This window comes from Paractinoplanes aksuensis (genome assembly GCF_024137025.1).
Classification (GTDB): domain Bacteria; phylum Actinomycetota; class Actinomycetes; order Mycobacteriales; family Micromonosporaceae; genus Actinoplanes; species Actinoplanes aksuensis.
This window is the reverse complement of record NZ_JAMYJR010000002.1, coordinates 373,229-393,895: the sequence shown is the minus strand read 5'-3', so window position 1 is coordinate 393,895 and position 20,667 is coordinate 373,229. Positions and strand designations below refer to the sequence as shown.

At 71.4% G+C, this 20,667-nt stretch carries 21 protein-coding genes; 15 read left to right on the top strand and 6 right to left on the bottom strand.

What is annotated here, in order from left to right:
* Positions 1 to 34: 34 nt before the first annotated feature.
* From M1L60_RS03855 to M1L60_RS03845, 3 genes are read left to right on the top strand one after another with little or no spacing between them, the layout of a single operon-like run.
* Complete coding sequence (locus tag M1L60_RS03855; protein WP_253235853.1) at positions 35 to 442, top strand: DUF1810 domain-containing protein; 408 nt, start codon at positions 35 to 37, stop codon at positions 440 to 442.
* The gene (locus M1L60_RS03850; protein WP_253235852.1) at positions 439 to 1,605 is read left to right on the top strand and encodes an acyl-CoA dehydrogenase family protein; all 1,167 of its coding nucleotides are present in this window, start codon (positions 439 to 441) and stop codon (positions 1,603 to 1,605) included. Before M1L60_RS03855 ends, M1L60_RS03850 begins: the two co-directional genes overlap by 4 nt.
* Positions 1,606 to 1,650: 45 nt before the next feature.
* Positions 1,651 to 2,364: a hypothetical protein gene (locus M1L60_RS03845; protein WP_253235851.1), complete on the top strand. Its 714-nt coding sequence runs from the start codon at positions 1,651 to 1,653 to the stop codon at positions 2,362 to 2,364.
* Here the strand turns inward: M1L60_RS03845 and M1L60_RS03840 are convergent.
* Positions 2,316 to 2,906, bottom strand: coding sequence for a DinB family protein (locus M1L60_RS03840; protein WP_253235850.1), 591 nt, complete (start codon positions 2,904 to 2,906; stop codon positions 2,316 to 2,318). The two genes, M1L60_RS03845 and M1L60_RS03840, sit on opposite strands and share 49 nt — an antisense overlap.
* Before the next feature lie 91 nt (positions 2,907 to 2,997).
* On the opposite strand from M1L60_RS03840, the gene M1L60_RS03835 reads away from it, so the two are divergent.
* The gene (locus tag M1L60_RS03835; RefSeq protein ID WP_253235849.1) at positions 2,998 to 3,258 is read left to right on the top strand and encodes a hypothetical protein; all 261 of its coding nucleotides are present in this window, start codon (positions 2,998 to 3,000) and stop codon (positions 3,256 to 3,258) included.
* On the opposite strand, the gene M1L60_RS03830 is transcribed toward M1L60_RS03835, so the two are convergent.
* Positions 3,247 to 3,906, bottom strand: coding sequence for a GNAT family N-acetyltransferase (locus M1L60_RS03830; protein WP_253235848.1), 660 nt, complete (start codon positions 3,904 to 3,906; stop codon positions 3,247 to 3,249). The two genes, M1L60_RS03835 and M1L60_RS03830, sit on opposite strands and share 12 nt — an antisense overlap.
* A gap of 52 nt (positions 3,907 to 3,958) precedes the next feature.
* A complete protein-coding gene (locus M1L60_RS03825; protein ID WP_253235847.1) occupies positions 3,959 to 7,000 on the bottom strand; it encodes a putative bifunctional diguanylate cyclase/phosphodiesterase in 3,042 nt (1,013 codons plus the stop codon).
* Between the two features lie 189 nt (positions 7,001 to 7,189).
* Between M1L60_RS03825 and M1L60_RS03820 the strand changes: the two genes are divergently transcribed.
* On the top strand, positions 7,190 to 8,611 hold the full coding sequence (locus tag M1L60_RS03820; protein WP_308208419.1) for an MFS transporter: 1,422 nt from the start codon (positions 7,190 to 7,192) through the stop codon (positions 8,609 to 8,611).
* A gap of 2 nt (positions 8,612 to 8,613) precedes the next feature.
* Here M1L60_RS03820 and M1L60_RS03815 read toward each other — a convergent pair whose 3' ends face one another.
* Positions 8,614 to 9,525 (bottom strand): 5'-3' exonuclease, encoded by a 912-nt coding sequence (locus M1L60_RS03815; protein WP_253235846.1) that lies wholly within the window; start codon positions 9,523 to 9,525, stop codon positions 8,614 to 8,616.
* Between the two features lie 60 nt (positions 9,526 to 9,585).
* Between M1L60_RS03815 and M1L60_RS03810 the strand changes: the two genes are divergently transcribed.
* The 3 genes from M1L60_RS03810 to M1L60_RS03800 are packed head-to-tail and all read left to right on the top strand — an operon-like array spanning position 9,586 to position 11,524.
* On the top strand, positions 9,586 to 10,728 hold the full coding sequence (locus tag M1L60_RS03810) for an acyl-CoA dehydrogenase family protein (RefSeq protein WP_253235845.1): 1,143 nt from the start codon (positions 9,586 to 9,588) through the stop codon (positions 10,726 to 10,728).
* A gap of 53 nt (positions 10,729 to 10,781) precedes the next feature.
* Positions 10,782 to 11,018, top strand: a complete 237-nt coding sequence (locus tag M1L60_RS03805) for a putative signal transducing protein (RefSeq protein WP_253235844.1) — start codon at positions 10,782 to 10,784, stop codon at positions 11,016 to 11,018.
* Between the two features lie 29 nt (positions 11,019 to 11,047).
* A complete protein-coding gene (locus tag M1L60_RS03800; protein ID WP_253235843.1) occupies positions 11,048 to 11,524 on the top strand; it encodes an Lrp/AsnC family transcriptional regulator in 477 nt (158 codons plus the stop codon).
* Here M1L60_RS03800 and M1L60_RS03795 read toward each other — a convergent pair.
* Positions 11,521 to 12,243, bottom strand: a complete 723-nt coding sequence (locus M1L60_RS03795) for a class I SAM-dependent methyltransferase (RefSeq protein WP_253235842.1) — start codon at positions 12,241 to 12,243, stop codon at positions 11,521 to 11,523. The two genes, M1L60_RS03800 and M1L60_RS03795, sit on opposite strands and share 4 nt — an antisense overlap.
* A 121-nt stretch (positions 12,244 to 12,364) precedes the next feature.
* Here M1L60_RS03795 and M1L60_RS03790 point away from each other — a divergent pair, with 121 nt between their 5' ends.
* Entirely contained in the window at positions 12,365 to 12,556 is a 192-nt protein-coding gene (locus tag M1L60_RS03790; protein WP_253235841.1) for a CsbD family protein, read from the top strand.
* Positions 12,557 to 12,595: 39 nt separating this feature from the next.
* Here the strand turns inward: M1L60_RS03790 and M1L60_RS03785 are convergent, their stop codons facing one another.
* Complete coding sequence (locus tag M1L60_RS03785; RefSeq protein ID WP_253235840.1) at positions 12,596 to 13,945, bottom strand: KamA family radical SAM protein; 1,350 nt, start codon at positions 13,943 to 13,945, stop codon at positions 12,596 to 12,598.
* A gap of 133 nt (positions 13,946 to 14,078) precedes the next feature.
* Here M1L60_RS03785 and kdd point away from each other — a divergent pair, with 133 nt between their 5' ends.
* The 6 genes from kdd to M1L60_RS03755 are packed head-to-tail and all read left to right on the top strand — an operon-like array spanning position 14,079 to position 20,516.
* Positions 14,079 to 15,095: an L-erythro-3,5-diaminohexanoate dehydrogenase gene (gene kdd / locus M1L60_RS03780; protein WP_253235839.1), complete on the top strand. Its 1,017-nt coding sequence runs from the start codon at positions 14,079 to 14,081 to the stop codon at positions 15,093 to 15,095.
* A 5-nt stretch (positions 15,096 to 15,100) separates the two neighbouring features.
* Positions 15,101 to 16,603 (top strand): amidohydrolase, encoded by a 1,503-nt coding sequence (locus tag M1L60_RS03775; RefSeq protein ID WP_253235838.1) that lies wholly within the window; start codon positions 15,101 to 15,103, stop codon positions 16,601 to 16,603.
* 16 nt (positions 16,604 to 16,619) lie between these two features.
* Positions 16,620 to 18,176: a lysine 5,6-aminomutase subunit alpha gene (gene kamD / locus M1L60_RS03770; RefSeq protein ID WP_253235837.1), complete on the top strand. Its 1,557-nt coding sequence runs from the start codon at positions 16,620 to 16,622 to the stop codon at positions 18,174 to 18,176.
* The gene (gene kamE, locus M1L60_RS03765) at positions 18,173 to 18,907 is read left to right on the top strand and encodes a lysine 5,6-aminomutase subunit beta (protein WP_253235836.1); all 735 of its coding nucleotides are present in this window, start codon (positions 18,173 to 18,175) and stop codon (positions 18,905 to 18,907) included. The genes kamD and kamE overlap by 4 nt, the downstream gene beginning before the upstream one ends.
* Positions 18,904 to 19,269: a 3-aminobutyryl-CoA ammonia lyase gene (kal, locus tag M1L60_RS03760; protein WP_253235835.1), complete on the top strand. Its 366-nt coding sequence runs from the start codon at positions 18,904 to 18,906 to the stop codon at positions 19,267 to 19,269. The genes kamE and kal overlap by 4 nt, the downstream gene beginning before the upstream one ends.
* Positions 19,266 to 20,516 carry a glutamate mutase L gene (locus tag M1L60_RS03755; protein WP_253235834.1) on the top strand — a complete coding sequence of 417 codons (1,251 nt, stop codon included), beginning with the start codon at positions 19,266 to 19,268 and terminating at the stop codon, positions 20,514 to 20,516. Before kal ends, M1L60_RS03755 begins: the two co-directional genes overlap by 4 nt.
* The last annotated feature ends 151 nt before the right edge of the window (positions 20,517 to 20,667 follow it).

Below are 20,667 nucleotides of genomic sequence, written 5' to 3'. Positions count from 1 at the left end.
CCCGGGCGGGGAAACGCCGCCGTAGCCTGAACAAATGAGTCTCGACCGATTCGTCCAGGCGCAGCACGACACATACGAGGACGCGAAGGCCGAGCTGACCGCCGGCCGCAAGCGGACGCACTGGATGTGGTTCGTCTTCCCGCAGATCAGCGGTCTGGGTTCGAGCCCCACGGCCCAGCACTACGCGATCGAGGACCTGGACGAGGCCCGGGCCTACCTGGCCCACCCGGTGCTCGGCCCGCGCCTGCTGGAACTGGCTGCCCTGCTGGCCGCGGCCGACCGCAGCGCGGCCCAGATCTTCGGGTACCCCGACGACCTCAAGCTGCGGTCGTCGATGACCCTGTTCGCCCGGGCCGCCGCCGACCCGGCCCCCTTCGAGCAGGTCCTCGACCACCTCTACGACGGTCCCGACGAGCGCACCCTGGAGCTGCTGAACCGATGAAGACCCATGACGAAGCGGTCGCCGCCGCGGCCGAGCTGGCCGCCGCTCTCGCCCCGGGCGCGGTCGAGCGCGACCGCAACGGCGCCGAAGCCATCCCGTACGAGGCCCTGGCCCTTCTCGACGGCTCCGGTCTTCTCGCGATCACCGTGCCGGCCGAGGACGGCGGCCCCGGTCTCGGCCCGTCCACGCTGGCCGAGGCGACCCGGCTGATCGCCGCCGCCGACCCCGCCCTGGCCCAGGTGCCGCAGGCCCACTACCTGCTGATCGACGTGCTGGCCGTCCACGGCGGGGGCGAGCTGCGCGAGCGCCTGTTCGCCGACGTGCGGGCCGGGCGCCGGATCGGCAACGCGCTGGCCGAACGGGGCGGGAAGCACGCCCAAGACCTCAAGACCCGCGTGGCGGGCGGACGGCTGAACGGGGTCAAGTACTACACGACCGGGGCCCTGACCAGCGCCTGGATCGCGGTCAGCGCGGTCGGCGAGGACGGTCGGCTGGTGCTCGCCTTCGTGCCGCGCGATGCTCCGGGCGTCGAGGTCGGCACCGACTGGGACGTCATCGGGCAGCGGGCCACGATCAGCGGCACCGCCACGTTCACCGACGTGCCGGTCGAGTTCGCCCTCGACTACTCCCGGGCGTACGAGGGACCGCAGCAACTGGGCGCCCGCGCCCAGTTGGTGCACGCCGCGATCGAGGTCGGCATCGCTGGTGGGGCCCTGGCCGACGCCCGGGCCTACCTGCGTGACAAGGCCCGGCCGTCGACCGAGGCGGTGCGGGCCGGCGCCGGCCGCGCGGTCGAGGACCCGCACGTCATGTACCGCTACGGCCGGCTGGCGACCCGGGTCCGCGCGGCCGAGTCCCTGCTGGCCGACGCGGCCCGCACGCTGGACGGGATCGGCCGGGTGCCCGCCGACGCCGCTGCCGCGGCCCGGGGCTCGCTGGCCGTGGCCGCCGCCAAGGCCTTCGGCAGCGAGGTGGCGGTCGAGGCCGGGTCGGAGCTGTTCGCGTTGTGCGGCACCAGTTCCGCCGCCAGCAAGTACGACCTGGACCGGCACTGGCGCAACGCCCGCACCCACAGCGTGCACGACCCAGTCGACTGGAAGTATCACCACCTGGCCGCGTGGGAGCTCGCCGACATCCAGCCGCCCAACCACGGTCAGCTCTGAGGCGTACGTTAAGTTCCTCCGTCAGGGTCTGGGGAGGGCGGGGCAATGGTCGACATGGATGTGGCGGAGTCCGCGCGGAGTTCACGCGTCGACACCGTGATGGCGGCGGCGATCGTGCTGACCGTGGACGCGGTGGTGCTGCTGGCGGTGGCCGTGATCGGCGTGCCGTTCCTGGTGTTCATGTTCGGCGACGCCGACGGCACGTGGCACCGGTTGTGGCCGCTCATCGTCGCGTGGCTGGTCGCGGTGGCGCTGGCCGCCCTCTGCGCCACCGCCGTGGCCCGGCTCTCGGGTTTCGGCTCGTACTCGATCCGGCGCATCGGCACCGCGGCCGCCTTGAGCGTCGCGGTGGCCGCGGCCGTCCTCGCCGCCGCCGGGACCGGCTCGAACCCGGGCTGGCTGCTGCTGGGCCTGCCCTTCGCGGTGGCCAACCTGGCCGCGGCCCTGGTGCTGGCCAACCCGGAGCGGGCCATCGCGGTGTCCGACCGCTTCCCGCGCTTCGTGCCCGCCCCCGCGCCCGCCCCGGTCTATGAGGCCGAGTCGGCCTACGCCCGTCCCGAGGACGAGACGCCCGACCCCGTGCGCACCCACGACACGATCGACCTGCTGGCGTTCGAGGACCGGCGCCGGGTCAAGCCCCGCCGCCGGCGCGGCCCGGCCGCCACCCGGACCCTCGCCGGCGTGCAACTGCCGCGCCGGGCCCGCCGCCCTCAGTCGCGCAACGACAGGCGGGCCACCCGCTCGAGCCGTTCCCGGTAGGCGACCCACCAGTCGCGGTCGCCCGGCGGCAGGTTGCTGTGGCCGGCCCGCACCCCGACCGACTCGTCGATCAGCTCGCGCACGATGTCGGCATGCCCGGCGTGCCGGTTCAGCTCGGCCGTCACGTGGACCAGGATGTAGTGCAGCGATACCTCGTTGCTCTCGGCCGGCCACCACGGCACCCGCCCGGTCGCCTCGAGCGGCAGTTCCTGGATCGTCCGGTCGCCGTGGGCCCGGACCCGCCGGTAGAGGTCGACGATCTGCTCGCGCGTCTCGGACTCGGTCGCCCACATGTCGGCGTTGTCCTCGGCGTCGTCATCGACCCAGGCCATCGGCTCGGGGAACGGCCGCCCGAAGGTGAGGCCGAAGTAGCCGGCCTCGACGCCCGCGACGTGTTTGACGAGACCGAGCAGGTTGGTGCCGGTGGGCACCAGCGGCCGCCGGACGTCGTAGTCGGACAGTCCGTCGAGCTTCCACAGCAACGCCTCGCGGGCCCGCTGCAGATAGTGGACAAGATCGGCCTTGGGATCGAAGCTAACCATGGGGCCGAGCTTGCCATCCCGGTACGACAGAACGGCGTGCGTCCGGTCACGCCGGCGTTCGGCCCGGCCGGCACGAGGGAAAGGGACGCCCATGCAACCCGAACCGATCACCCAGGCCGAGTACGAGTCCCAGCTCAACCAGCTGCACGAGCGGCGGGAGGAGCTGGAGGAGTCCGAGACCACACTCACCTCGCACGACCACGGCGGCGGCCTGCCCGCCGATCAGCAGAACCGCCTGGCCCGGGTCCGCGGCGAGCTCGCCGACGTGCTGCAGCGCATCGGCGACCTGCAGGACCGCTGGGCCGACGCCGGTAACGCCAAGCCGGACCCGGACGGCGCGCTAGGGGAGTAGCCGGTACGACGCGAACACCACGTCGTGGCCGACCTGGAAGCCGAGCCGTTCGTAGAGCCGGATGGCCGCGGCGTTGTCGGCCGCGACATGCAGGAACGGCAGGTCGCCGTGTTCGAGGATGCCGGCCGCCACGGCCATGGTGAGCCGCGCGCCGAATCCCTGACCGCGGAAGTCGGGGTCGGTGCAGACGGCGCTGACCTCGGTCCAGCCGGGTAGCCGGAACCGTTCGCCGGCCATCGCGACCAGCCGGCCCTCGTGGCGCAGGCCCAGATAGTGGCCCAGTTCGACAGTGCGCTTGCCGAACGGGCCGGGCTGGGCGCGCTCGACCAAGTCGAGCATCTCGGGCACGTCGGTCTCGGTGAGGGGGACGACCTCGGGGTCGCGGACGCCGGTCATCGTGTGGCCGACCATCTGGACGCCCGGGATCACCGCCACCGTGGCCCAGCCGTCGGGCGGACGGATCACCGGCGCGGTCAGCGCGGCCTGGTCGGTCAGGCCGGCCAGATCGGCCCAGGCCGCCGGGTCGGCCGGATCGGCCAGCGCGCACCAGGGGGAGACGTCGGGCAGGTAGCGGGCGGCGTCACCGGACGCCTCGGCGAAACAGGCCTGCGGCCCCGAGAGGGCGGCCCATACGGGATTCTCGAGCACACCGAGAACCCTGCCGCCTACTGGCGGTTATTGCCAGTGAATGAACCGAAATTCAGGCTGCGGGCGACATGAGGCCGGGCTCGGGCCGGGCCGCGATCTCGTGCGGCCACACCGGCTTCGAGAAGAGGAAACCCTGGCCGTACGGGCAGCCCATCGCGGCCAGCTCGGCCCGCTGCCCCTCGTCTTCGATACCTTCGGCCACCACGGCCAGGTCCAGGTTGCGGGCCAGGGTGACGATCGCGTCGACCAGGGCCCGCTGCTGCTCGCTGCCGAGGATGTCGTCGATGAACGACTTGTCGACCTTGAGCACGTCGACCGGCATCTGGCGCAGGTAGCTCAGCGACGAGTACCCGGTGCCGAAGTCGTCGATCGCGATCCGGACGCCCAGCGCCCGCAGCTCGCCCAGGTCGTGCCAGACCTGGTCGGCGTCGCGCAGCAGCAGGCTCTCGGTGATCTCGAGCAGCAGCCACCCGGGTTCGGCCCCGCTGTCCTCGATCGCCTGGCGCACCTGGTCGACGAAGCCGGGCGTGCGGAACTGCCGGGCCGAGACGTTGACACTGACGTACTTCAGGGTGGTGCCGGTCCGCATGCGGGTGAACTCGGCCAGCGCCGCCCGCAGCACCCACCGGCCGATCTCGACGATCGCGCCGCTCTCCTCGGCCACCTCGATGAAGTGGTACGGGCCGAGCAGGCCGCGGGTCGGGTGCTGCCAGCGCACCAGCGCCTCCACGCCGGCCATGGCGCCGGTCGTGAGGTCGACGATCGGCTGGTACATGAGCGCGAACTGCTCGCCGTCGATGGCCTCGTGCAACGCCGTACGGGTCTCGAGCCGCTGCACCATGGCCGTGTGCAGCTCACGCCGGTACCGCTGCCAGGTGCCCTTGTCCTCGCCCTTGGCCTGGTAGAGGGCCAGGTCGGCGTGCCGCAGCACCTCGGTCGCGGATTCGGCGTCGCGGTTGGTGGCCACGCCGATGCTGGCCGCGCCGCTGACGATGTGGGTGCCGCCGATGCCGTCCGACACCTCGACCGGTACGGCGAGGGCGCGCACGAGCTGGGCCGCGAGCTCCTCGGCGCGGGTGGCGTCGGGGCTCTGCTCGATCAGGATGGCGAACTCGTCGCCGCCCATCCGGGCCGCCGTGTCGGCCACCCCGATGATCGAGCCGATCCGCTCGCCCACGCTGACCAGCAACTGGTCGCCGACGGCGTGCCCGAGGGTGTCGTTGACGTCCTTGAAGTCGTCGAGGTCGACGAAGAGCACGGCGATGGTGGCGTCGTCGCGGCCGGCCACCGCGAACGCCTGCTCGAGGCGGTTGCGGAACAGCACGCGGTTGGCCAGCCCGGTCAGGCCGTCGTGGAAGGCCAGGTGGGAAAGGTCGTTCTCGAGCCGACGCTGGTCGGTCACGTCCCGGATCGTCAGCACCAGACCGCGTACGGTCGGATCCTCCCGCAGGTCGCGGCCGGTGCACTCGACCTGCAGCAGCCGGCCGTCGGCGCACAGCACGGACAGGTCGGCCGCCTCGTCCTGGTCGCGGCCGGCGCGGATCGCGGCCAGGGTGTCGCCCAGGGCGGCGTGGTGGCTGAGCGCGATCAGCGACCCGAGCGGCGCGCCGGCCAGGTCGGGGTGGCCGAGCACGGTGTCGGCCGACGGGCTGGCGTAGGTGATCCGGTCGTCGCCGTCGACGATGAGGATGACGTCGGAGGCGTTCTGGATCAGTGTGCGGAAGTAGGCCTCGCTGTCGCGCTGGCTGACCTCGCGGGACAGGCCGATGCGCTGCATGACGACCTCGATCTGGCCCAGGAAGGCCTCGATCGAGGGCATCAGCTCGCGCAGCACCGAGCCGGGCGCGCCGAGCAGCCAGATGCCGACCCGGTTGTCGCCGGGCAGCGGCACGGTGGCGCACAGGTAGTGGGCGAACTCGTCCGACGGCAGACCGGCCGGCACCTCGGCCGCGGTCAGCAGCCGCAGGCCGGGCTCGTGCGGCACGTCGGCGTCGCAGGACAGGGTGAGCGCGAACGGGGTCTCGGGCGGCATCAGGGTGGCCACGCCGTCCTTGATGGCCTGGGCCGCCTCGGGCTCGGTGGTGGCGGCGAACAGGGCGGCGCCGGCCTGGTGCAGGGCGCGTTCGCGGGCCCGGGCCCGTCGCTGGGAGTCGGCCAGGCCGTTGACCCGGGCCAGCACCAGCAGGAACATCAGGGCGGCGGCGGCCGCGATGACCGGGGCGTCGACGACCCCGCCCCGGGCCTCCTCGACCTCGTGGCCGTTGATCCACTCGACGTACAGGATGGCCGGGGCGATCAGGGCGGCCGTGGCCATCCAGACGATGCGGTTGGTGCCCAGCTCGGCCCCGCCCTGGTGGGGCAGCTTCTCGGTCAGCTCGCGCATCGACGGCATGAGCGCCGACCAGCCCATGACGGCGTAGAAGACGATCCAGCCGAGGTCGACCGGGCCGCCCAGCGACCAGGCGCTGTTGAGCTGGGACTGGCCGTAGAAGATGTCGCTGACCAGCAGGCCGGCGATGGCCACGACGAGCGCGGTCAGGGCCCGGGGGCGGCGGCCGTGGCTGGTCAGCATGCGCAGCGTGACGGCCAGGGCCAGCACGTCGCCGAGCGGGTAGGTGATCGATACCAGCTTCTCGAGGAAGCTCAGCTCGTGCGAGCGGGTGAACGGGGCGATCCAGTAGACCCACGAGAGCAGGCCGAGACCGACCGTGGGCACCAGCGCGTCGAGCAGCGCGGCCCGGTTGCTGGCGCCGCCCCGGGATCGTACGAAAAGCAGGAAGGCCCCGGTGATCAGCGGGTACACCAGCAGATAGAGCAGATCGGCCGGGCCCGGGAAGGCGGGTTCGAGACCGCGCCACAGGATCAGGTTGTAGACCGTGTCGCCGGTGACGAAGCAGACCAGGCCGGCCGCGATCAGGTACCACGGCAGGCGGCGGGCCGGGCGGTTCAGCCGTACGCCCCAGACGATCGCGGCGGCGCAGGAGTAGCCCAGCAGGGCCCAAGTGACCAGGTGGCTGTTCGGGAAGGCGTAGTAGAACGCGGTGAGCACCACGATCCACGCGCCGAAAGCGGCGCGAGCTGCTCGCGTCGTCATCGGCCCTCCTCCGCCTCGCTACCAGCCGTCCCGTGTTTGATCGGGCGGCGCGGCCCGGGTCTGAGCGAATGGTCCGATCTCACGCCACCGAAAGCGCCGTCGGCCAGAGAATACGGGCCGCCGGGCGCGTCGTGCGGCACACACTAGATCTCCGGTTGGACCGGTATCGACCGGGGAATCGGTCAGTTCGTGACAACGGATCAGTCGACGCGCTGGAAGGCGCTCACAGTTGCCCTGGTGGCGGGCTTCATGACCTTGCTCGATGTGAGCATCGTCAACGTCGCCCTGCCCTCCATCCGCGACGAACTTCACCTCAGTCCGGCCGAGCTGCAGTGGGTGCTCTCGGGCTACGCGCTGACCTTCGGCCTGCTGCTCGTGCCGGCCGGCCGGTTCGGCGACGCCCGCGGCCGGCGCAACGCGTTCATCGTCGGGCTGATCCTGTTCACCCTGGCCAGCGCCGCGGCCGGGCTCGCCCCGTCGGCGCTGTGGCTGGTGGTGGCCCGGCTCGTGCAGGGCGCGGCCGCCGGCATCGTCAACCCGCAGGTCTCCGGCCTGATCCAGCAGATGTTCGAGCCCAAGGAGCGCGGCCGTCCGTTCGGCCTGCTCGGCGCCACCATCGGCGTCTCCACGGCGGTCGGGCCGCTGCTGGGCGGCGTGCTCATCGCCACGATCGGCCCGGCCGACGGCTGGCGCTGGATCTTCTTCCTCAACATCCCGATCGGCATCGTGGCGGTGTGGCTGGGCCGCAAGTGGATCCCGGTCGGCGAGCAGAAACGGCAGGAGAGCCTCGACCCAGCCGGCGTCGGCCTGCTCGGGCTGGGCGTGGTGCTGGTGCTGCTGCCGCTCGTGCAGGAACGCGAGTGGCCGGGCAGCGGCAAGTGGCTGGTGGCGGCGGCCGGGGTGCTGGTGCTGGTGTTGTTCGTGCTGTGGGAGCGCTGGTACGGCCGCAGCCGGACCGCGCTGGTCGACCTGGGCCTGTTCCGGGTGCGCTCGTACTCGCTGGGCGCGCTGATCGGGCTGCTGTACTTCGCCGGCTTCACCACGATCTTCTTCATCTACACGCTCTATCTGCAGAGCGGGCTCGGCTACAGCGCCCTCGAGGCCGGGCTGGCGGTCACCCCGTTCGCGGTCGGCTCGGCGGTGGCGTCGGCGGTCGGCGGGCGCTTCGTGCAGCGGTTCGGCCGGCACATGGTCGTCGGTGGGCTGATCGCGGTGGTGGCCGGCCTCGTCGCGACCGACTTCGCGCTCGAACTGGTGCCCGGTTCGGGCGGGGGCTGGGCGGCCGCGCTGCCCCTGCTCGTGGCGGGCGCGGGCAGCGGCTTCGTGATCAGCCCGAACCAGACGCTGACGCTGGCCGAGGTGCCGGTGGCCCGGGCCGGCAGCGCCGGGGCCGTCCTGCAGACCGGCCAGCGCATCGGCACGGCCGTCGGCATCGCGGCGGTCGGCGCTCTCTTCTTCAGCCGCCTGGCCTCGAGCCAGGGCGACTGGGGCCCGGCCTTCCGCGGCGCCCTGTGGCTGACGATCAGCTTCGTCGTGGTCGCGCTGATCGCCGCCCTGGCCGACGTCTTCACCGCTCGCCGTCAGCCCAGCGACGCCCTCGCCGAGCGCTGATCTCAGCCGGCGAGGGCGTCGACCAGGCGCTTGGCCGGGGAGGCCAGGTTCCAGCGGTCGGCCAGGGCCAGCAGCGCGTCCGCGTCTTTCGGTGAGCGGGGCAGGGCCGCGTCGAAGTCCGGCAGCTTGACGTCGAGGGCGACCTTGCACACCGGCAGCGCCTTGGCCAGGTAGTCGCGGGCGGCGTCGAGCTTGGTGCGCAGACCGGGGGCGAAACCGGCGTCGGGGTCGTCCAGCGCGGCCAGGATCTGCTCGACCCCGCCGTACCGCATGACCAGGCGGGCCGCCGTCTTCTCGCCGACGCCGGCCACGCCGGGCAGGCCGTCGCTGGCGTCGCCGCGCATGGCCGCGAAGTCGGCGTACCACTTCGCGGGGACGCCGTACTTGGTCTCGACCAGCGCGTTGTCGGCGTCCTCGAGCTTGGCCACGCCGCGGCCGACGTACAGCAGCCGGGTCTTGCGCTCGTCGTCGACCAGTTGGAACAGGTCGCGGTCGCCGGAGACGACCTCGACCGGCGCGGGCTGGCCGGCGGCCAGCGTGCCCAGCACGTCGTCGGCCTCGTAACCGTCGACGCCGAAGGCCGGGATGCCGACCGCCTTCAAGACCTCGAGCAGGACGGGAATCTGCTTCTCGAGCGACGGCGGCACGACCTCGACATCGCCGTGGGCCACCCGGTGTTTCTTGTACGAAGGCACGAGCTCGACCCGCCAGGCCGGGCGCCAGCTGTTGTCGAGCGCGCACACCATCCGATCGGGGTGCCGGGTGCGGATCAGCTGGGCCAGCATGTCCATGAAGCCGCGGATGGCGTTGACCGGCTCCCCGGCGCTGGTCTGGGCGGCCTTCTCGGGGATGCCATGGAAGGCCCGGAAGTAGAGGCTGGGGGCGTCGACGGCGAGCAGCGGCTGTGCGGTCACCGTGCCACCATACTGACCGCCCGTCGCGCCGCTGCCCTAACGACCGTTAAGCTGGGTTCCGTGACGGTAGATCGCATGCTCCCCACCGAAGAAGCACACGACCTGCTCGCCCTGACCCAGGAGCTCTGCGACCGCGAGCTCACGGGTAAAGCCGACGCCTACGAGGCCCGGGCCGAGTTCCCCCGAGAAGTGATCCGCACGCTGGGCCGGTCCGGTCTGCTCGGCCTGCCCTACCCCGAGGAGGTGGGCGGCGCCGGCCAGCCCTACGAGGTCTATCTGCAGGTGCTCGAGACTTTGGCCGGCAGCTGGCTGGCCATCGCCGAGGCGGTCAGCGTGCACACCCTGGCCTGCTACCCGGTGTACGCCCACGGCAGCGAGCGCCAGCGCAAGTCCCTGCCCGACATGCTCGGCGGCGAACTGCTCGGCGCCTACTGCCTCTCCGAACCCCAGGGCGGCAGCGACGCGGCCGCGCTCACCACCAAGGCCACCCGCGACGGTGACGAGTGGGTGGTGTCCGGCACCAAGGCCTGGATCACCCACGGTCGCGACGCCGATTTCTACAACCTTTTCTGCCGTACGGGTGAAGCGGGCCCCCGCGGCATCTCGTGTCTGCTCGCCGAGGCCGGCACCCCGGGTCTCGAACCCCAGAAGGCGGAAAAGGTGATGGGCCTGCGCTCGTCGGCCCCGTCCCAGATCGTGCTCGACGACGTCCGCCTGCCGTCCGACCGGCTCGTCGGCGCCGAGGGCGGCGGCTTCGGCATCGCCATGGAGGCGCTCGACGCCGGGCGGCTCGGCATCGCGGCCTGCGCGGTCGGCCTGGCCCAGGCCGCGACCGACTACGCCGTGGCCTACGCCCGGGAACGTGAGCAGTTCGGCCGCCCGATCGCCGAGTTCCAGGGCGTCGGGTTCATGCTGGCCGACATGGCGACCCAGGTCTCGGCGGCCCGGGCGCTGCTGCTGTCGGCGGCCCGGCTCAAGGACGCCGGGCGTCCGTTCTCGACCGAGGCGGCCAAGGCCAAACTGTTCGCGACCGACGTCGCCATGCGGGTGACGACCGACGCGGTGCAGGTGCTGGGCGGGGCCGGTTACGTCAGCGACCACCCGGCCGAGCGGTGGTTCCGCGAGGCCAAGGTGCTGCAGATCGTCGAGGGCACCAACCAGATCCAGCGCCTCGTCATCAGCCGAGCTCTGACCAAGGGGTGACACGCGCCGCGCCGGGCGTGCGCGCGGGCTGATCTTCCGCGATGCTGGCACGCATGGACAACGACAGCATCGAAGGTGTGACGGTCGCGATGGTCGGCTCGCAGATCGAGGCCGACCTCGCGGTGGGCCTGCTGCGCAGCAACGGTCTGCGGGCGGTGGCGATCGCCGACGACGCCGGCGGTCTCGACCCGGCCCTGGCCGTGACCGACGGCGTGCAGATCCAGGTCAATCCTGAGGACGAGGCGGCGGCCCGGGCGCTGCTGGCCGACGTCGAGAGGGACGCGTCTTAAAAGTCGTACGGTTCGGTAGGGTGGCGCCCGTGGAAGAGATCGACCGGGCGATCGTGGGCGCCCTCACCGCGGACGGCCGCCTGTCCTACACCGACCTCGCCGAGCGGGTCGGTCTCAGCGTGTCGGCCGTCCACCAGCGGGTGCGCCGCCTCGAGCAGCGCGGCGTGATCGCCGGTTACACGGCCAAGGTCTCGTACGAGGCGCTCGAACTGCCCCTGACGGCGTTCGTGGCGATCCGCCCGTTCGACCCGTCGCAACCCGACGACGCCCCGGAACGCCTGGCCCACCTGCCCGAGATCGACTCGTGCTACTCGGTCGCCGGCGAGGACTTCTACATGCTCATCGTCCGCGTCGGCAGCCCGGCCGACCTCGAACGCCTGCTGCAAGAGATCCGCACCGCGGCCAACGTCACCACCCGCACGACGGTGGTTCTTTCCACGCCGTACGAGAACCGCCCGCCCCGCATCGCCCCGGGCGCTACGGCTCCGGTCGACACGTCGACCTAGCTCAGCGTCACGCGGGCGCACTCGGTGACGTAGGGGAGCTGGAACTCGGTGCGGCCGACGAGGTCGGGGTGGGTGGCCATCAGTCGGCGCACCTCGCCCAGCAGCGCGGCCCGTTCGGCCGGGGGCAACAGGATCACGTAGCTGCGGGACGACACCATGTCGATCAGGCGTTCGGGGCCGATCAGATCCGTCCACTCGAAGGTGGCCGTCTCGACCGGGCCGAACGGGGCGCCGACCGTGGTGTCGCGGTCTTGTTCCGGGCTGCCGATGATCTCGCCGAGGCGGCGGACCCAGCCCGCGCGCTCGTCGCGCACGTTCCACAGCAGGCCGAGGCGGCCGCCGGGGGAGAGGACCCGGGCGATCTCGGGCGCCGCGACGGCCGGGTCGACCCAGTGCCAGGCCTGCGCGACCAGCACGGCGTCGGCCGAGTCGTCAGGCAGCGGGATGTGCTCGGCGCTGCCCTGGTGGGCCGGGATGCCGGGCACGGACGCCCGTAGCTGGTCGAGCATGCCGGCCGACGGCTCGACCGCGGTGACCGGCAGCTCGCGGTCGCGGATCTGGCGGGTCAGCTTGCCGGTGCCCGCGCCCAGGTCGATCACCCGGGGGCGGCCGGGCGGGAGCAGCCAGTCGAGGGCGGCGGACGGGTAGGACGGCCGGCCCCGCTCGTAGATCTCGGCGGCCGGGCCGAAGGAGTTCGCGTGTGCGGCGCGATCAGTCACACTCACGATCTTATCTATCCGGTCTCGAACTAGGTTCCTAGGATGCATTACGCAGTGTGTTTCGGATCGGGGTGGGGCGGGCACACCGACGGCAAGCCGAAACCACGGAGGTTCGAGAACGATGAGCTTCACCGACAAGGTCAAGAACGAGGCCGAGGAGCTTTCCGGCAAGGCGAAGCAGGCCGTGGGCCGGGCCACCGACAACGAGCGGCTGGTCGCCGAGGGGCAGGCTCAGGAGACGTCGGCCCACGCCAAGAAGGCCGGCGAGCACGTCAAGGACGCCGGCAAGGACGTCCGCGACGCCTTCAGCTGATCTTTTGTGAAACGGGCCCCCGGTGCGGGGGCCCGTTTTCTATGCCTCCTGCTTGCGCCACCAGTCCTGGCCGGACTGGGGCAGCGTGTCGATCGGGTCGTAGTAGGCGTGCAGTTTCGAGAGCGCCTCTTCGTCGTCCTGCTCGATCGACGTACGGTAATTCTTGGTCCAGTACGAGATGCCGTGCTCCCGGTCGTACTCGGAGACCATGTGCACCCATCGCTTGCCGACGAACGGCACGTCGCAGACGATGCGCGGCGTGGCGTAGCCGGGCAGGTAACCCATCATGTCGTGCTGCAGCTGCTGGGCGTGCCACACCGGCACCCGCCAGTGCTCGGCGTTGGGGATCATGTCGCACATGTAGAAGTAGTACGGCAGAATCCCGGCCTCGCCCTGCAGCCCGAAGCACAGGTCGAGCAGGTCGGCCGTGGTCGCGTTGACGCCGCGCATGAGCACGCCCTGGTTGCGCACGTCGCGCACGCCGACCTCGAGCAGCATCTGGGCCGCGCGGGCGACGGTCGGGGTCAGAGAGTTCACGTGGTTGACGTGGGTGTGCACGGCCAGGTTGACGCCGCGGCGCTGAGCGGTGATGGCCACCCGGTGCAGGCCCTCGACCACGTCGGGCTGCAGCCAGTGCTGGGGCAGGCCCATCAGCGCCTTGGTCGCGAGCCGGATGTCGCGCACGGTCGGCACCGAGAGCAGACCCATCAGGTACGCCTCGAGCTGCTTCCACGGCACGTTGGCCACGTCGCCGCCGCTGACGACCACATCGCGTACGCCGGGGTGGGCCTTGAGATAGGCCAGGTGGGCGTCGTAGCGGTCGACCGGCTTGAGCGACAGCTTCAACTTGTCGACCGTGGGCGTGCTGTTGCCGACGAGGTCCATGCGCGTGCAGTGCCCGCAGTACTGGGGGCAGGTCGAGAGCAGTTCGGCCAGGACCTTGGTCGGGTAGCGGTGGGTGAGGCCCTCGGCGACCCACATGTCGTGCTCGTGCAGCGAGTCGCGGGTGGCGTGCGGGTGGGACGGCCAGTCGAGGTGACGGTCGGTGGCGACCGGCAGCATGTAGCGGCGGATCGGATCCGCGTAGAACGACTCCGTGTCGGGCACCCGGTCGGGGACCATGGTGTTGAGCATCTGCGGCGGGATCAGCATCGACATGGTGGCCAGGCGCTTCATGTCGGTCTCGAGGTCGGTGTAGAAGCTCTCGTCGAGCAGGTCGCCCATGAGCGCGCGCAGCTGCTTGATGTTCTTGACGCAGTTGACCCGCTGCCACTGGGCGGACTGCCACTGCGCCTCGGTCACGTCCCGCCATCCCGGGAACCGGGTCCAGTCGGGCTCGATCAGGGGGCGGCGGTGGTACTCGTACGGCTGGCCGGCGGGCTGGGTCAACGGGTGCCTCCTGATCGATCGTTCGGTCAAACTCACGCTACTGGAGGATTTCCGGTCTGGTAACCATCTACCCGTAGGATTTACGGTATGGATACGGCCTCGGATCTATGAATTACTGTGAAGGGTGGGGCGAATGACGTCTTCTGTCGGTCTTGAACGGGTTCTGGAGCCGGTCGGGGTGCTCCCGCAGGCGGCTTGGCGCCTCGATGCGGACCCTTCAATTCGAGAAGACGAAGTTCGCGTACGGGTGGAGCGGCTCAACCTCGACGCCGCCAGCTACCGCCAGTTGTCCGAGAAGCACTCCGGTGACGGCGACGCGATCCGGGCCGAGGTGCTCGAGATCGTCGGCACTCGCGGCAAGATGCACAACCCGGTGACCGGGTCGGGCGGCATGCTGATCGGCGTCGTCGACGAGGTCGGCCCGCGGTCGCCGCTCGGTGTCAAGGTGGGGGACCGGGTGGCCACGCTCGTCTCGCTGACGCTCACGCCGCTGCGGATCACCGACGGCTTGAGCAGCTGGGACGGCCGTAGCGAGCAGGTTCCGGCGTCGGGTTCAGCCATCCTGTTCGGCCGCTCGATCGTCGGCGTGCTGCCCGATGATCTCGCCCCGTCGCTCGCGCTGGCTGTCTACGACGTGTGCGGGGCGCCCGCGCTCACCGATCGGATTGTCCGACAATACGACCAGCCGACAGTTGCCGTGCTGGGTGGCGCAGGCAAGAGCGGATCGCTGGCGCTCGCCGCGGCCCGGATGGCTGGTGCCCGTACTGTCGGAATTGTCCGCGACGAGGGTGAGGCTGCGTCTCTTCGCGCGGCCGGGATCGCCGATGCGGTGGCGATCGCCGACGCCCGCAATCCGGTCGAGGTCGCAGCCGCGGTGGGCGAGCCGGCCACGATCACGGTCGTCTGCGTCGACGTCCCCGGCTGCGAGCACGGCGCGATCCTGGCCACCGCCCCCGGCGGCACCGTCGTCTTCTTCTCGATGGCCACCAGCTTCCCGGCCGCCGCGCTCGGCGCCGAAGGGCTGGCGGCCGACGTGACAATGCTCATCGGCAATGGCTACGTACCTGGTCACGCCGATTTCGCCGTCGACCTGCTCCGGCGCGTACCGGCCGTCCGGTCTCTCTTCGAGGCGCGTCTCGCGAGAGACTGACGTCCATGACTGAGGTGCACCTCTACACCCACGGCCGCTTCTACTCCGCCGCCGACCCGCGGGCCACCGCCATGCTGGTCCGCGAGGGCAAGATCGTGTGGCTCGGCGACGCGGCCGACGCCCCCTCCGCCGACCGTACCGTCGACCTGCAGAACGGCCTGGTCACCCCGGCCTTCGTCGACGCCCACGTGCACGCCACCGACACCGGTCTGGCCATCGACGGCCTCGACCTGGCCGCCGTCCGGCACCGCAGCGAGCTGCTGGCCGCGGTCGAGAAGTTCGCCGCGACCCGCCCGGCCGACGGGGTCGTGCACGGCCACGGCTGGGACGAGTCGACCTGGGCCGACCAGACGCTGCCGGCCGCGGCCGAGCTCGACCGGGCCGCGTCGGGCCGCCGGGTCTACCTGTCGCAGGCCTCGGTGCACTCCGCCCTGGCGTCGACCGCCCTGCTCGCCGCGGCTGATCTGCCCGTCGGCGAGAGCCTGGTCAAAGAGGACGACCATCATTCCGTACGAGCCATCGCGCTGAACGCCCTCAGCGGTGCTCAGAGGACGACCGCCCAGCGCGCCGCCCTCACCAGAGCCGCGTCCCTCGGCATCGCCGCCGTGCACGAGTGCGGCGGCCCCGGCACGTCCAGCGAGGCCGACTTCACGTCGCTGCTGGCGCTCAACGGCCAGGGCCTGCCCCACGTCTACGGCTACTGGGGCGAACTGGGCGGCGCCCTCAAGGCCAAGGAACTGGGCGCGGTCGGCGCGGCCGGCGACCTGTACGCCGACGGCGCCCTCGGCTCGCGCACCGCCAGCGTCCGGCAGCCCTTCCTCGACGGCCACGGCGGCTGCGGCGAGGCTTTCCTGACCGCCGAGCAGGCCGCCGAACACCTGCTCGACTGCATCACGGTCGGCGTGCAGGGCGGCTTCCACGCCATCGGCGACGCCGCCATCGAGACCGTGCTCGAGGGGTTCGCGCTGGCCGCCAAGTCGGTCGGCGTCGACGCCGTGCGCGAGGGCCACCACCGGGTCGAGCACGTCGAGCTGATCGACAAGCCGATGATCGCCCGGATGGTCGAGTTCGGGGTGATCGCCTCGGTCCAGCCGGTCTTCGACGCGCTGTGGGGCGGTCCCGACCGCATGTACGCGCAGCGCCTCGGCGTCGAGCGGTCGATGGCCTCGAACCCGATCGGCGCCATGCACGCGACCGGGGTGCAGCTGGCCTTCGGCTCGGACTCGCCGGTCACCGCGCTCGACCCGTGGGCGGTGGTGGCGGCCGCGGTGTCCCCGCGCAACCCGGTCTACCGGATGAGCGTGCGGGCGGCGTTCGCGGCCTCGACCCGGGGCGGCTGGCGGGCGGCCGGGGTCGGCGACGCGGGCGTGCTCGCGCCCGGTCAATCGGCCACCTTCGCCGTCTGGGAGACCCCGGGCGGCGTACGGGAAGGTCTGCCCGATCTGGACGGCGGCTCCCCGGTGTGCCGGCGCACGGTGTTGCACGGCGAAACAATCTACGAAAACTGACGAATGAGGAGCAGGGGTGGCGTCCAAGCTTGATCTGGACCCGCGGGTGGTGCGTACGGCGCGCCGGCTCGCCGCGAAAGCGGGGCAGCCCGTGGTCGACCTGGCCCGCTCGCACACCACCGTGTCGGTGGAGCGGGCGGTGCTGCGGCTGGCCGGCGTGCACGGCGCCGACCAGGACGGCATCCCCTGGGTGAACCGGCTCGTGGACGCGGTGCGGGCCGACGTCGGGCTGGGCCACGGCGTCGCGGTCCCGGTGTTCCACGCCATGCGGAGCACCGGGGTCGACGACATCACCGTCCTGGCCCAGAAGGCGGCCGCCGGCGCGATCCGGTTCGACGTACCGTCGTCGCGCTCCGATCTTTCTTTTGTGAAGCGCGCCGCCAAGCGGGCCACCGGCGCCGGCCTGAAGATCGTCGACCGGCGCCGGGCCGAGCGGGAGCGGCTGATCAAGCGGCTCGGCGACCCGCAGCAGCGGCCGTGGATCTATCTGATCGTGGCCACCGGCGACATCTACGAGGACATCCCGCAGGCCCAGGCGGCCGCGCGGGCCGGGGCCGACGTGATCGCGGTGATCCGCTCGACCGGCCAGTCGCTGCTCGACTACGTGCCCGAGGGCGCCACCCGCGAGGGCTTCGCCGGCACGTACGCCACCCAGGAGAATTTTCGGTTGATGCGCGCGGCCTTGGACGAGACGTCCAAGGAGCTCGGTCGATACGTACGGCTGACGAACTACGCGTCCGGGCTGTGCATGCCCGAGATCGCGGCGCTGGCCGGCATGGAACGGCTCGACATGATGCTCAACGACAGCATGTACGGGATCCTGTTCCGCGACATCAACCCGATCCGCACGTTCGTCGACCAGCGCTTCAGCCGCCAGGTCCACGCCCGCGCCGGCATCATCATCAACACCGGCGAGGACAACTACCTGACCACGGCCGACGCGGTCGAGGCGGCCCACACGGTGACCGTGTCGCAGCTGCTCAACGAGTTCTTCGCGCACGAAGCCGGGCTCGAGGACTGGCAGCTCGGCCTGGGCCACGCGTTCGAGATCAACCCCGAGCTGCCGGAGTCGTTCCGCCTCGAACTGGCCCACGCCCTGCTGGCCCGCGAGCTGTTCCCGGACGCGCCGCTCAAATGGATGCCGCCGACCAAACACATGACCGGCGACGTGTTCCGCGGCAACCTGCTGGACGGCTTCTTCAACCTGGTCGGGGCGCTGACCGGCCAGGGCATCCTGCTCGTGGGCATGATGACCGAGGCCGTGGTGACGCCGTGGCTGTCCGACCGCGACATCGCCCTGCAGAACGTCCGCTACGTGCTCACCGGCGCCGGCAACCTGCACGAGGATTTCGTCCCGGCCCCCGGCGGCTTCATCCAGCAGCGCGCGCACGCCGTGCTGGGCGAGGCCGTCGACCTGCTCGAGAAGATCGTCGACGACTCCATGCTGACAGCCATCGCCGAGGGCACCTTCGGGATCATGAAACGCCCCGCCGACCGCGGCAAAGGCCTCGACGGCGTCGCTCGTCATGAGGACGGCTACTACAACCCCGTGACGGAGGCGTTGGAAGCATGAGCATCGTGCGGCCCTACGGGGACACCACCGGGGACGGCATGGTGCAGTTGTCGTTCACGCTGCCGATCGTGCATGACAAGCGGGCCGAGGGCGCGGCCATTCAGCTGGCCAACAAGATGGGGATGGACCCCGCACTGCTCGTGCACGCCAAGCCGATGGGGGACGGGTTCACCTTCTTCGTCGTCTACGGCAAGGTCAGCCACCTCGTCGACACCGAGAAGGTGCAGGTCGTCGAGCGGGACTTCCCGCTGCTGAGTGCCAAAGAGGTCAACGCGACGATCAAGCGGCGGCTGCGGCGGCGGCTCAACGTGGTCGGGGCGTGCATCGGGACCGACGCGCACACCGTGGGGATCGACGCCATTCTCAACCTCAAGGGGATCGCGGGGGAGAAGGGGCTCGAGTACTACAGCGAGTTGTCGGTGACCAACATGGGGGCGCAGGTCTCCGTGCCGGATCTGGTCGAGACGGCCCGCGAGCAGAAGGCCGACGCCGTACTCGTGTCCCAGGTCGTCACCCAGCGCGACGCGCACCTGCAGAACACGCGGGCGATGTCGGCCGCGTTCCGTGAGGCGCTGCCGGCCGGCAAGCGTCCGCTTCTGATCGTCGGCGGTCCGCGGTTCGACGAGCTGATGGCCGGCGAGCTCGGCGTCGACCGGATCTTCAGCCGCGGCACCACCCCGCGCGAAGTCGCCTCCTACCTAGTCCACGCCCTCACCGGGAGTTCGTCTTGATCACTGTGACTCATCGCCGCTATGTCCCGTACGCGCACGCGCACTATGCGGGCAACCTGGTCGACGGGGCCTACTCGCTCGGGCTGTTCGGCGACGTGGCGACCGAGGTCTGCATCCAGCTCGACGGGGACGAGGGGCTGTTCGCCTCGTACGACGACGTGCAGTTCAAGGCCCCGATCCAGGCCGGCGACGTCCTCGAGATCGTGGGCACGGTGACCCGGATGGGCACCCGCTCGCGCACCATCGCCTTCGAGTCGCGGGTCGTGTGCCGGGGGACGGGCGGGTCGGCCGCTTCCGTTCTGGACGAGCCGATCGTGGCCGTGACCGCTACGGGCACGGTCGTGGTGCCGGCGAAGCAGTGAGCACTGCCGTCTGTGTCGACGTCGGGTCGACGTACACCAAAGCGGCTCTGATCGACCTGGACGCAGGCGCGCTGGTGCGCCGGGCCGAGGTGCCGACCACTGTTGGTAGCGATGTGCTGACCGGGTTGGATCAGGCAGTGGCGGCGGTCGGCGGGGGCGATCAGGTGTACGTCTGCTCGTCCGCCGGTGGTGGGCTGAGGCTGGCCGTCGTGGGGTACGAGTCGCTGGTCACCGCCGAGGCCGGGCACCGGGTCGGGCTGTCGGCGGGCGCCCGCGTCGTGCACGTGGCAGCCGGGCTGCTCGACGGGCGGGCGGTAACGGCCCTGCGCGCGTCCCGGCCGGATGTGATCCTGCTGGTCGGCGGCACCGACGGCGGCGACGGCGAGGTGCTGCTGCACAACGCGCGGCGCCTCGGCACGTCCCGGCTGCGCGTGCCGGTGGTGGTGGCCGGCAACGCCGACGTCCGGCCCGAGGCCGCGGCGATCCTGACCGAACGCCGCATCCCGGCGACCGTGACGGGCAACGTGCTGCCCCGGATCGGCGTGCTCGACCCGGGTCCGGCCCGGGCGGCGATCCGCGAGGTGTTCCTGCGGCACGTGATCGGGGGCAAGCGACTGTCGAAGGGCCCCCGGTTCGCCTCGCTGGTGCGGGCCGCCACCCCGGACGCGGTCCTCGCGGGCGTCGAGCTGCTCGCTGACGCCACCGGATCCGGTGTTCTGGTCGTCGACGTGGGTGGAGCCACCACGGACGTCTACTCGGCTCTGGTGCCCGACGCGGAGAGCGAATCCGGCCCGCGGCGCGACGTGGCCGGAACCCTGTGGCGGTCCAGAACTGTGGAGGGTGATCTCGGCGTCGCGGTGAGTGCCGACGGCACGCGTGCGGCCGCGGTGGCCGAGAAATTGGCACTGCCGGAATCCGGACTCCTATCGGGTGACAATGAGTTAGCCGCGGCGGCGGCCACGGTCGCGCTCCGGCGGCACGCGCGGGGCCACTCGTCCGGTCCTGGTCAGCCCCGCACGGGCGGCCGGGATCTGCGCGACGTGCGGCTGGTGGTCGGGTCGGGGGGCGTGCTGCGGCACGGCGGCGGCGCGTTTGTGCTGGACGCGGTGCTGTCCGACCAGTCCGGCGGCTGGGCTGCGCCGACCTCGGCCCGCACGGTCGTCGACCAGCAGTACGTGCTGGCGGCGGCCGGACTGTTGTCGATCGATCATCGGGACGCCGCAGCGACCCTCGTGAACAGCCTGTAGCCCGAACGGGTACATGACATGACACGCCGAGAAACGCGACACGCCCGAGTGCGGGGACGCCGGTTGACAGACCGGCGGGGGCCGGACGTACCGTCGTCCAATCCTGAGCACGGGAGCGATGCTGTTCGCTTCGTTCCTCCGCCCACTGGCC

Excerpts from the sequence above, each read along its gene's own strand:
- M1L60_RS03845 (WP_253235851.1), top strand. The coding sequence starts at position 1,651 with ATGGTCGACATGGATGTGGCGGAGTCCGCGCGGAGTTCACGCGTCGAC.
- M1L60_RS03850 (WP_253235852.1), top strand. The coding sequence starts at position 439 with ATGAAGACCCATGACGAAGCGGTCGCCGCCGCGGCCGAGCTGGCCGCC.
- M1L60_RS03835 (WP_253235849.1), top strand. The coding sequence starts at position 2,998 with ATGCAACCCGAACCGATCACCCAGGCCGAGTACGAGTCCCAGCTCAAC.
- M1L60_RS03855 (WP_253235853.1), top strand. The coding sequence starts at position 35 with ATGAGTCTCGACCGATTCGTCCAGGCGCAGCACGACACATACGAGGAC.
- M1L60_RS03805 (WP_253235844.1), top strand. The coding sequence starts at position 10,782 with ATGGACAACGACAGCATCGAAGGTGTGACGGTCGCGATGGTCGGCTCG.
- M1L60_RS03825 (WP_253235847.1), bottom strand. The coding sequence starts at position 7,000 with ATGACGACGCGAGCAGCTCGCGCCGCTTTCGGCGCGTGGATCGTGGTG.
- M1L60_RS03790 (WP_253235841.1), top strand. The coding sequence starts at position 12,365 with ATGAGCTTCACCGACAAGGTCAAGAACGAGGCCGAGGAGCTTTCCGGC.
- kdd (WP_253235839.1), top strand. The coding sequence starts at position 14,079 with ATGACGTCTTCTGTCGGTCTTGAACGGGTTCTGGAGCCGGTCGGGGTG.
- M1L60_RS03840 (WP_253235850.1), bottom strand. The coding sequence starts at position 2,906 with ATGGTTAGCTTCGATCCCAAGGCCGATCTTGTCCACTATCTGCAGCGG.
- kamE (WP_253235836.1), top strand. The coding sequence starts at position 18,173 with ATGAGCATCGTGCGGCCCTACGGGGACACCACCGGGGACGGCATGGTG.
- M1L60_RS03775 (WP_253235838.1), top strand. The coding sequence starts at position 15,101 with ATGACTGAGGTGCACCTCTACACCCACGGCCGCTTCTACTCCGCCGCC.